The organism is Mesorhizobium ventifaucium (assembly GCF_935822925.1).
Taxonomy (GTDB): domain Bacteria; phylum Pseudomonadota; class Alphaproteobacteria; order Rhizobiales; family Rhizobiaceae; genus Mesorhizobium; species Mesorhizobium ventifaucium.
Genome location: NZ_CAKXZS010000029.1, coordinates 64088 through 74611, shown reverse-complemented (window position 1 = coordinate 74611; position 10524 = coordinate 64088). Strand labels below are relative to the sequence as shown.

At 63.3% G+C, this 10524-nt stretch carries 9 protein-coding genes and 1 pseudogene; 1 reads left to right on the top strand and 9 read right to left on the bottom strand.

Going from position 1 to position 10524, the window contains the following annotated elements; genetic code table 11:
• Positions 1–127: 127 nt before the first annotated feature.
• The 8 genes from NMG70_RS24095 to NMG70_RS24060 form a co-directional block, all read right to left on the bottom strand.
• Complete coding sequence (locus NMG70_RS24095) at positions 128–1186, bottom strand: ABC transporter ATP-binding protein (RefSeq protein WP_254026830.1); 1059 nt, start codon at positions 1184–1186, stop codon at positions 128–130.
• 41 nt (positions 1187–1227) lie between these two features.
• Positions 1228–2049 (bottom strand): carbohydrate ABC transporter permease, encoded by an 822-nt coding sequence (locus NMG70_RS24090; RefSeq protein ID WP_077373101.1) that lies wholly within the window; start codon positions 2047–2049, stop codon positions 1228–1230.
• The gene (locus NMG70_RS24085) at positions 2050–2952 is read right to left on the bottom strand and encodes a carbohydrate ABC transporter permease (protein WP_254026836.1); all 903 of its coding nucleotides are present in this window, start codon (positions 2950–2952) and stop codon (positions 2050–2052) included.
• 98 nt (positions 2953–3050) lie between these two features.
• On the bottom strand, positions 3051–4388 hold the full coding sequence (locus tag NMG70_RS24080; protein WP_254026829.1) for an ABC transporter substrate-binding protein: 1338 nt from the start codon (positions 4386–4388) through the stop codon (positions 3051–3053).
• Between the two features lie 63 nt (positions 4389–4451).
• Entirely contained in the window at positions 4452–5111 is a 660-nt protein-coding gene (locus tag NMG70_RS24075; RefSeq protein ID WP_254026828.1) for a GntR family transcriptional regulator, read from the bottom strand.
• Positions 5112–5135: 24 nt separating this feature from the next.
• Complete coding sequence (locus NMG70_RS24070) at positions 5136–6020, bottom strand: dihydrodipicolinate synthase family protein (protein WP_254026827.1); 885 nt, start codon at positions 6018–6020, stop codon at positions 5136–5138.
• A 154-nt stretch (positions 6021–6174) separates the two neighbouring features.
• The gene (locus NMG70_RS24065) at positions 6175–7461 is read right to left on the bottom strand and encodes a D-tagatose-bisphosphate aldolase, class II, non-catalytic subunit (RefSeq protein ID WP_254026826.1); all 1287 of its coding nucleotides are present in this window, start codon (positions 7459–7461) and stop codon (positions 6175–6177) included.
• On the bottom strand, positions 7458–8402 hold the full coding sequence (locus NMG70_RS24060; protein WP_254026825.1) for a sugar kinase: 945 nt from the start codon (positions 8400–8402) through the stop codon (positions 7458–7460). The genes NMG70_RS24065 and NMG70_RS24060 overlap by 4 nt, the downstream gene beginning before the upstream one ends.
• A gap of 127 nt (positions 8403–8529) precedes the next feature.
• On the opposite strand from NMG70_RS24060, the gene NMG70_RS24055 reads away from it, so the two are divergent.
• Complete coding sequence (locus NMG70_RS24055; protein WP_254026835.1) at positions 8530–9555, top strand: LacI family DNA-binding transcriptional regulator; 1026 nt, start codon at positions 8530–8532, stop codon at positions 9553–9555.
• On the opposite strand, the pseudogene NMG70_RS24050 reads toward NMG70_RS24055, so the two are convergent.
• Positions 9543–10520 (bottom strand): annotated as a pseudogene (locus tag NMG70_RS24050) (alpha/beta hydrolase). The gene NMG70_RS24055 and the pseudogene NMG70_RS24050 overlap by 13 nt on opposite strands.
• Positions 10521–10524: the final 4 nt, after the last annotated feature.

The window sequence follows — 10524 nt, the reverse complement described above, 5'->3', positions numbered from 1 at the left end:
CACCCATCTCTCGGGAAGGGCAAAAGACTTAGTGAACCTCCGCCGTTTTTCTGCAAACCGATGCCGCAATTGCTGCCGCGCTTTTGTCGGCCTTCGCTGAGCGAACCCGCCGCGCAGGCCGCGCCAATCACATACGCCGGCCGGTTTTCGCGTCGAACAGGTGGGCGCAGGCGCGATCGACTTCGATCCGTATCTGCGCGCCCTGCTTGAGCGGGAGCCGCTCGCGGAACAGGCAGGCAATTTCCTCGCCGGCGCAGTCGACCTTGGCGAAAATTTCCGAGCCCGTGGCTTCCAGAAGCGTGACCGTGCTTGGCATGCCCTGGGCGGTTGCGCGGATGTGCTCGGGGCGGATGCCGTAGACAAGGTCGTGTCCTGCAGCGTCGGTCGGGCGGGCGCCTTCCGGCAGCGGCAGGATCAGCCCGCCGGCGCTGCGGAACACGCCTTCCTCGATGCGGCCGGCAATGAAATTCATGGCGGGCGAGCCGATAAAGCCGGCAACGAAGAGATTGGCCGGCCGGTCGTAGAGGTCGAGCGGCGCGCCGATCTGCTCGACCAGGCCGTCATGCAGCACGACGATCTTGTCGGCCATGGTCATGGCTTCGATCTGGTCATGCGTGACATAGATGGTTGTGGTGCCCAGCCGCTGGTGCAGCGCCTTGATCTCGCCGCGCATCTGGACGCGCAGCTTGGCGTCGAGATTGGAAAGCGGCTCGTCGAACAGGAAGACCTGCGGGTCGCGCACGATGGCGCGGCCCATGGCGACGCGCTGGCGCTGGCCGCCGGAGAGCTGACGTGGATAGCGCTCAAGCAGCTTTTCCAGGCCGAGGATGCTGGCGGCATTCCTGACGCGGCCGGCGGTATCGGCCGGATCGGCTTTCTTGATCTTCAGGGCAAAGCCCATATTGTCGGCCACCGTCATATGCGGATAGAGCGCATAGTTCTGGAACACCATGGCGATGTTCCGGTCTCGCGCCCGTAGATTGTTGACCATACGCTCGCCGATGGCGATCTTCCCGCCCGAGATCGTTTCAAGTCCGGCGATCATGCGCAGCAGCGTCGACTTTCCGCATCCCGACGGGCCGACCAGGATGACGAACTCGCCGTCGGCGATATCGACGCTGACGTCGTGAATGATCTTGGTGGCTCCGAAAGCCTTCTGCACGTTGTTGATCGTTACCGATGCCATTGGATTTCTCCGGGAAAGAGTGATGTCCAGCTAATGCGGCTTCATCCGCCTTTGACCGCGCCGGCGGTCAGTCCCGCGACGATCTGCTTTTGCGCGAACATGGTCAGAACCAGCACCGGCAGCGTCACGACCAGCGCTGCGGCGGCGAGCGGCCCCCAGCTCACCTGCTCATAGGAAAGCATGTTGTAGACGGCGACCGGCAATGTGCGCGTCTCACGGCTGGCGAGCACCACGCCGAAGACGAAATTGTTCCACGAAAAGATGACCGACAGGATGAAGGCGACAACGATGCCCGGCTTGGCGATGGGCAGGGCGACCAGCCGGAACACCTGCCAGGAGCTGGCGCCGTCGATGTTGGCCGCCTCTTCCAGTTCCATCGGCGTGGTCTCGAAATAGCCGATCATCACCCAGACCACGATCGGCACCGTCACCACCAGATGGATGATGATCTGCGGCCAGAGCGTTCCGAGGATCCCGATCCATTGGAACAGCAAAAACAGCGGGATGAGATAGGATAGCCCCGGCGTCATGCGGGCGATCATGATGACGACCGCCGATCTTTCAGCCTTGAGCCGCGCTATGCCATAGCCGGCCGGCACACCGATCAGCAGCGCCAGCAATGTCGCCGTGCCGGTCACCAGAACCGAATTCCAGAGATAGAGCAGGAAATTGTTCTCCTCGAACACTTTTACATAGTTCGACCAGGCGAAACGTTCGGGGATCAGGATCGGCGGATAGGCGCCGTTGTCGATCTCGAATTTCAGCGACAGTGAGATCATCCAGAGAAAGAACAGAATCGCCGGCGAGACGATGACCAGAGCCGCGAAAAACAGGCCGATCTGGTTGAGCAGACGTGAGCTCATCTATTTGCCCTCCGCATCGTTCCACTGCGAGCGCTGGCGCAGCATCAGGAGAATGAAGGACAGCGCCACGATGACGATGAAGAACACCACGGCCATGGCCGAGCCATAGCCGATGTCGTAGTAGGAGAAGGCGGTGTTGTAGAGATAGATGTTGATGGTTTCGGACGCCGTGCCCGGTCCGCCCTGGGTCATCGCATAGATGATGTCGAAGCTCTTCAGCGCATCGATGGTGCGGATGATCAACGCAATCATCAGGAACGGCGCGATCATCGGCAGGGTGAGGTAGCGGAATTGCTGCCAGGCATTGGCACCGTCGATCTCGGCGCTCTCGAACGGCTCGCGCGGCACCGAGGCCAGCCCGCCCAGCACGATCAGCATCACCAGCGGCGTCCACTGCCAGGTCTCGACCGCGACCAGCGAAGGGATGACCGTATTGGCGTTGAATATCCATTCCTGCGCCGGGATGCCGACCAGCGATAGAAGGTAGTTGAGCACGCCGAGTTGGGGATGGAACATCATGGTCCAGACCAGCGCCACGGCAACGGGCGTTGCCATCATCGGCATGACGAAGACGCCGCGCAGCAGGCCGCGCAGCGGAAACCTGGCATCGAAGATCAGGGCGGCGACAGTGCCCAGGAACATCGGCGCTGCCACCGACAGCGAGGTGTAGGTCAACGTATGTACAAGCGATTCCCAGAATCGCGGGTCGCTGGCCAGACGGAGATAGTTTTCCATCCCGGCAAAGCTACGCGACTGGCCAAGCGTCCAGCGGTTGACGCTCATCCAGAGCGTGAAAGCCCAGGGAAAGACGATTACGGCGCTAACGACGACGAGCGCCGGAACGACGAAGGGCCAGTAGTTGGGAGCCAGTCGGACCGACTGGCTCTCCTCGATGGCTTGCATCGTCACCTCGGTGCGATCCGTCGTCACCGCGGTGCGATCCGTCGTCACCTCGGTGCGACCTGTCGTCACCCCGGTGCGTTCAGGGGCGATGGCGGACATCAGCCCTGCTCGCTCCTGTCGAGAACCGGCTGGAACTGCGCGGTGGCCTTCTTCAGTTCATCGGCAGGATCGGCACCGGCAATCATGTTGGTCAACGCCACGCCGTAGATGTCGCGGAACTCGGTGACCGGGATGATCACCGGCAGCGCCAGCCTGCTGATATTGCCGGACTGAACCACGGCATCGAGCCAGCTTGCCGGCATGGTAACGCCTTCGCGCACCTTGGGATCTTCCAGCACCGACTTGCGGAACGGCACGCCGGCGCCGGCCTGGAGCAGGCGCGCGCCCATCGCCGGGGAAACCGCCCACTGACAGAACAGATAGGCGGCCTCCTTCTTTTCACTGGAGGTGGTCACGCCGAGGCCGTCGCCAAACGTCCCGGAGGCATGCGCCTTGGGCCCCTTGGGCATGACGCCATAGCCGACCTTGCCGACCACGCGCGACTTTTCGGGATTTTCCATCGGCGGGGCAAAACCGACGCCATCAAACCACATGCCGATCTTGCCTTGCAGGAAGGCGGACTGAGCTTCAGCCCAATTGAAGCCGGTAACGCCCGGAGGGGCGGACTTGGTCATCAGCCTCTGGTAGAGGGCAGCGGCCTCGATCGCCTCGGGCGTTTCGGTGCGCAGCTTTCCCTTCTCGTCGAGCGGCGTCATGTCGTAGCCGAGCATCAGCGACGTCCACACCGGCGTGTTGGCATTCTTGAGGCCGCGGGCGACGAAACCGAAAGTATTCGTCGATGGATCGGTCAGCGCTTCAGCGGCGGCCACCAGCTGGTCAAACGATTCAGGGTATTTGAGGCCTTTGGCCTCGAACAGCTCCTTGTTCCAGTAGACGATCCAGTAGTCGACCGAGAAGGGCAGCGAACGCAGCACGCCCTGGTTGTCCTTGGCGAAAAGCATGCCGGCCTCGGCGAAATCGCTTTCGACCAGGCCGGGATCGGTCAGGGTCGGATCGGCGAGATAGCCGGCGATGTCGGCCAGCCAGCCACCCTTTTCGAACTGGCGCTTCTGCACGTGATAGCTCAGATGCACGACATCGAAGCTCGGTCTGCCGGAGCTGAGCTCGATCACCGTCTTCTGCCGCTGCTGCTGTTCCGGCGTCGCCTCGGCATTGACCTTGATGCCGGTCAGTTCCTCGAATTCGGCGATGTATTTCAGGATAGTGTCGCTGCGCGGGCTTTTCACCAGATTGACGTCGAGCGTGGTGCCGGCAAAGCGCTTCCAGTCGACGCTGGCGGAAAAGCTCGGGCGAAGGCCGGCCAGGCCCACGGCTGCGAGCGCCGTGGTTCCTGCAAGGACTTGCCTTCTCGTTGGCTTGAACGGATTGGACGACATTTCTTCCTCCCTTGGGTTGCTGTCGTTGTGGATAGCGTCGCTGCAGCCGCGAACCATACGTCCTCAGATCTGGAGCGCCAACCGGCGCGCATTGTCGATATGCCGGCTGATCGCCTCGACCGCCCTTTGCGGATCGCGGCTCTCGAGCGCTTCGATCACCGTCAGGTGCTCCTGCATCACCGGCACGACGCGCCCGTCGATGCGGAAACGCTCCTGGTGGATCAGCCTGATCTTTACGGAATTGACCAGATACGCCTTGGCGATGATCTCGTTGCCCAGCGCATCGATGAAGGTGTCGTGCATGGCCCAATCGATGTTTTGGGCCTTGGCTTCCATTTCCGGCGTCGGCGCCTGCGACAATGCTTGAGCCAGCATGTCCTCATGTTCGCGCCGCAGGCGGGCGAGCACGGCGTCGGAGGCGTTGGCGGTGAACAGCGCCACCGCCTCGCGCTCCATGAACAGGCGAAACTGGAAGGCTTCGCGGATCAGGTTAATGTCGATATGGGCGATCTGCATGCCGCGCTGCGGGATGGTCGTCAAAAGCCCCTCTGCCTCGAGACGCGGCACGATCTCACGGATGGCGCCAAGCGGCAGCCCGGTAAAGGCAACCAGTTCGCGCTGCGACACGAACTGTCCTGGCCTGAGATCGCGGGCCAGCAAATGCCGCGTGAAGCTGGCATAAGCTCTTTCCCTGAGGCTTGCCGGTTCGCGGCTGTCGTCCATTTCAGCGCGCTTCCCTTTTGCCGGTCAGGCCGGCTCTGTCGCAAACAGCCTGTCATAGGCGGCAGCAAGCTGTTGCCGCCCCTGCGAAGCGATCGGCTCCAGCGGCGGACGGACCGCCAGCCAGCGCTCGTCGCCGGTTTTGCGCGCCACCATGACCTTCACCGCCGGGATGACCGAATATCTAAGCAATTCGAGCACGAAGCTCTCGACACGGGCATCATCGCGGCCGTCCTCGGCCATGGCGCGGATTTCGCCGGCGACGAAATTGGCCATGCCGGAAATGGCGCCTTGCCCGCCCTGGCGCACGCTTCTGGCCAGGTGCCGCTCGTCGCCGATCAGGATCACCAGGTCGCCATGGGCTCTTAGCAGCGCCTCGCTGTAACTCCAGTCGCCACCCGAATCCTTGACACCGGCGACCACGCCGGGGAAGGCCGCACGCAGCCGACCGATCAGGGCAAGCGGGAGCGGCACCATGGTGACGGAGGGGATGTTGTAGAGGAGGATGCCGCGAGCCAGCGGGCCGAGCGCAGCGAAGACGGCGGAAAACCATCCGAACAACCCGTCCTCGCCGACATTCTTGAAGTAGCTCGGTGGAGCCAGCAGGATGTTGCGGACGCCGCACTGCAAAGCATGCCGCGCCTGTTCGGCAGCGTCTTCGGCCGCATCGACCAGCACGCTGGCGACGAGCTGATGTGCCGGAATGCCGGCGGCCAGCATGGCCTCCGTAACAATCCGCCGCTCTCCCGCGCCCACCGAGGCACCTTCCCCGGTGGTGCCGAACAGCGTTGCGCTGCTGCAGCCGGCGCCAAGGCAAGCCCGGGCCTGCGTGATCATGGGAGAGATGGCGATTTGCCCGGAAGCTTCGAAAGGCGTGGTGAGGGCAACCGAAAGACCAAAGCGCGAAGCCACTGCTATTCTCTCCAGAGATCAATGTGAACGCAGCACTAGCACACTAACATGTTAGTTGTAAATTGCGGCGACGCCGTTTTCGAAACAGCGGCGACATCGGACGTATTATGAGGCGGATTTAGGCGCGGATGCCGACTTTCCGGCAGCGCGATCCCTACTGTCGCGTCGCGTCCGCGTAGATATCGAGGACACGGCTGATGCTGCCGATCAGAAGCTCGTGCGCGAGAGGCTTGACCCCGCCTGCGGCAGCCTCGGCGTCGAGCTGCCCCAGAAACTGGCTGATCAGCGGCCGGGGGATGTCCTTGTCGCTCAGCACGTCCAGCAGCGTCCGTATTGCTCGCTGCGCCTCCGGCGTCGGCCAGTAATAGCGGATGCGGTCGCTGAACGAGAAATGCCGCTGCACACGCTGCTCTTCCGGGGTGCCCGGATAGTATTGCTGCCAATTGTGCGGCGACGCCAGCATGATGCGTTCCATCGCGGCAGGCAGGCTTTCGCGCGAAGGGTCCGGCGCGAGGATATCGGCAATATGGCTGAGCCCATACAGCGCTTCGCGAAGCGCGAAGGTCAGCCAAGGGCCGACCTTGAGGATGGCAAAACCGTCGCGAACGAGAGCATTGAGCGCTCCGGCCGGCTGGTAGTCAGTCGAATGCGCCTCAAAAACGAATTGCGGCATACGGTCGAGCACAGCTACCAGTTCAGTTGCCTTGGCCGGTGCATAGGGCACGATCTCGGTGTTGCCGAATTCGACGCCGGGCTGGACGACGACGCCGATCGCACGGCCAAAAGCGGCTTCGAGCCCGGCGCGGGAAAACGCTCGCGCGTGGATCTCGACGGTGCGCAAGGCATCGCCGGGCGCCGTCACATGCAGGTGGTCGAGCGCCTCCAGCGAACCGCCCGGTACCGGCACTTCGGTGCCGATGACATAGACCGGTTTTTCGCCGCCTGCCCGCTCGACCGCCGCCTCGGCGATTGCCGCAAGATCGGCCGCGCGGGCGGCGATCGTTTCGTCGGCAAGCACGGCTGGATCATCGGCGCAGGCCATGCTCGTATCCAGATGCATCTTGGTGAAGCCGGCGCTCGCATAGGCATCGATCATCGCCGCAGCCTTCTTCATCGCGGCGGCGGCAGCCATCTGCTTCCACGGATTGGGTCCAAGATGATCGCCGCCAAGGATCAGACGATCGACTGGGAAGCCGACATTGTGCGCATGCGCCTCGACAAAGCTGCGGAACCCCGCAGGCGTCATCCCGGTGTAGCCGCCCTCGTGATTGACCTGGTTGCAGGTGGCCTCGATCAGCACATCCGCGCCCCGCGCCGCGCCATGGCGCAGGGCAGCCTCGATCACCAGCGGATGCGCCGAGCAGACCGAGGCGATGCCGCTTTTCTCGCCTGCGGCGCGCCTGGCCGCAATGTTTGCAAACCTTCGCGTCGCGTCACTCACCGCGTGTTCCCCGTGGCGACGAATGCCTCGACCGCTTCAAGCGGGAAAATGCCCTCCATCGGCCCCTTGCGGGTGACGGCGAGCGCGCCGCAGGCATTGGCGATCCGCAGGGCTTCGGCAGGAGCCGCCCCGCGCAGCCAGAACGAGACGAAGGCAGCACCGAAGCAGTCGCCGGCGCCGGTCGGATCGACCTCGTCGACGGCATAGCCTGACGAGGCGACCGCACCGTGTCGATCATGATAAACGGCGCCGGCGGCGCCTTTCTTCAGGACGATGCAGGACAGGCCACGCGCCAGCAGTTCCTCGACTGCACCCTTCTCGTCCCTGGCGGATGAAAACAGGAAGAGTTCCTCGCCGCTCGGCAGGAAGATGTCAGCTTGCGCCAGCACTTGGTCGAGTGCTGCGCGCATGCCGGATGCCTGCATGATCTCGCGGCGGATGTTCGGATCGAAGGACACGGTTCCACCTTTGGCCTTGACTGTCTCGATCGCCGATAGCGCCACCGCGATGGCGCGGTCGGAAAACAGCGACGAGCCCATGACATGGACATGATCGGCACCGGCGAGCAGGTTTATCGCCGCCGCGTTTGTCTCGATCAGGCCGGCAGCGCTGTTGCGGATGTTGAAGACGAAATGCCGGCTGGCGTCGGCACGGTAGGTGACAAAGGCCGTGCCCGTCGCATGGCCCTTGTGAACCGCGATCGCCGACACGTCGGCGCCAAGCGTCCGCAGCCGCTCGATATTCAGCCTGCCGAAATCGTCGTCACCGACGGCGCCGATGAGGCCGGCCGGCTGGCTGAGCGCCGCCGCCTGGCCGATGAAGATCGCAGGCGCGCCGGACGGGTAGGGTCCAAGCAGCGGACCAGGCTCGAGAAAGCTCTGGCCGATCCGCTCGGCCATGATCTCGACCAGAATCTCGCCGGCACCGACCAGCTTCTTCATCTCGCGGAATCCCTCAAATTCGCCAACTGCAAGTGAATACGGCTTGTGCTTTTTCGCGTCAATTAATAAATTTACGCATGGAAACTATGCAATTTTTCTGTAAAGTTTCGCCTTGCATTCGAGGGCTTTGATGTCGATGACGCACAAGACGATGGAGGATTTTGCTCGCTCTTGCGGCGTCTCCAGGCCGACACTGTCGAAATATTTCGACGATCCGACCAGCGTCAAGCCGGCGACACGTCAGCGGATCGAAGTGGCGCTGCGCTCGTCCGACTACCAGCCCAATCTGTTTGCGCGCAACCTCAACCGCAAGCGGACCCGCAGCATCGGCATCGTCGTGCCGACGCTCGCCGATCCCTTCTATTCGGAAATGGTCAGCCGCATCGAGCTCAGGCTGCGCGACGAAGGCTACTGGCCGATCGTGATCTCCTCGCACGGCTCGCGAGAGCTCGAAGTGCAAGCGACGCGAACCATTCTTTCGCTAAAAGTTTCCGGCGCGCTGATCGCGCCGCTCGGGCTGCGCTCCGACGAGCGCACGCTGGAGAAGCTGACACAGACCATACCGATCGTCTATTTCGACACTTATCTTGAGGGCGACACGCCATTCGTCGGCAACAACAACAGCCAGAGCGTCTCGACCATCGTCGATTATCTCTGCCGTTCCGGCGATGCCCCGGTCTATTTCGACATCCCGCACGTCAACCACAATTCGCGCGAGCGCCTGAACAGCTATGTCGTCGCCATGCAGCGGCTTGGGCATGAGCCGGTGCTCATCGGCAACACCTATGACTACACCTGGGACTTCGAACAGATCGGCTACCAGCAGATGGAAGCGATGCTCGCCCGTGGCGGCCTGCCGGGCAAGACCATTCTGTGCGCCAACGACCGTCTCGCCTTCGGCGTGATGGCTGCCGCCTACTCGCAAGGCCGCAAGGTCGGCCGCAAGGGCGATTGCGACCTGCGGGTCGCAGCCCATGACGACCATCCCCTGAGCCGCTACACCTGCCCTGCCCTCACCACCATGGCGCAGGACTTCGCTTCGATGGCGGGACGCAGCGTCGAGACGCTGCTGGCCTTGCTGGACGAGGACGACGCGACAGTTGCAGCCAAAGTCAAACTCGACGCGACGCTGGTCATGCGTCAGTCGGCCTGAGTCTTTCCAAAGACAGGATCGAAGCCGCGCCATGCGGCAACCGCCGCGCCGACCGCTTGCCGTGCCGCTGGGCCATGGCGGCCCATCGAAACGAAGCCGTGGATCTGGCCGGGCCAGCGCCGCAGGACGACCGGCACCCCGTCGTCTTCCAGACGCTTGGCGTAGGCCTCGCCTTCGTCGGCGAGAATGTCATGACCGGCGATTGCGACAAAAGCCGGCGCTGCGCCGGCAAGGCTTGCGGCCTTGAGCGGCGACACGCGCCAGTCATCGATATCGCCGGCATGGTTGACATAGTGGTCGCGGAACCAGGCCATGGTCGCCGAAGTCAGGCCATAACCGTCGGCAAAGCGGCGATAGCTGTCCGCCGCCTGCGAGGCGTCCGTGTTCGGATAGAACAGCAGCTGCGCCACCGGCGGCTTCTTGTCGCCGCGCGCAAGCAGGCAAAGCACGGTAGCGAGATTGCCGCCGGCGCTGTCGCCGGCGACAGCGATCCGTTCGGCGTCGATGCCGAGATCGCCCGCGCCGTCCTGCAAGAAGGAAAGTACGGCGCGGCAATCTTCGATGGCCGCCGGAAATTTGTGTTCCGGCGCCAGCCGGTAGCCGGGAGAGACGACGACGCAGGCCGCCATATTCGCAAGCCAGCGGCAGACCTAGTCATGCGACTCGAGATTGCCGATCACCCAGCCGCCGCCATGCAGATAGAGCAGCGCCGGGGCAGCGGCCCCGACCGCGCCCTGTCCGCGATAGATTCTGAGCGTCAACGGGCCGCCGGGTCCGGTGATGGTGCGCTCGGTCAATGAGCCGACCGGCTCGCGCTCGCCCTGGAGTGCCGGAAAGCCCTGCTCATAGGCGCGGCGCGCCTCTTCAGGCGTGCCGGCTTCGAATGGCGGGGCGGCCGCCTGCCGGTCAAGGTCGAGCACATGCCGGGCCTCCGGATCGAGCAAGGGTGAAAGCAATGTCGTCATCGTA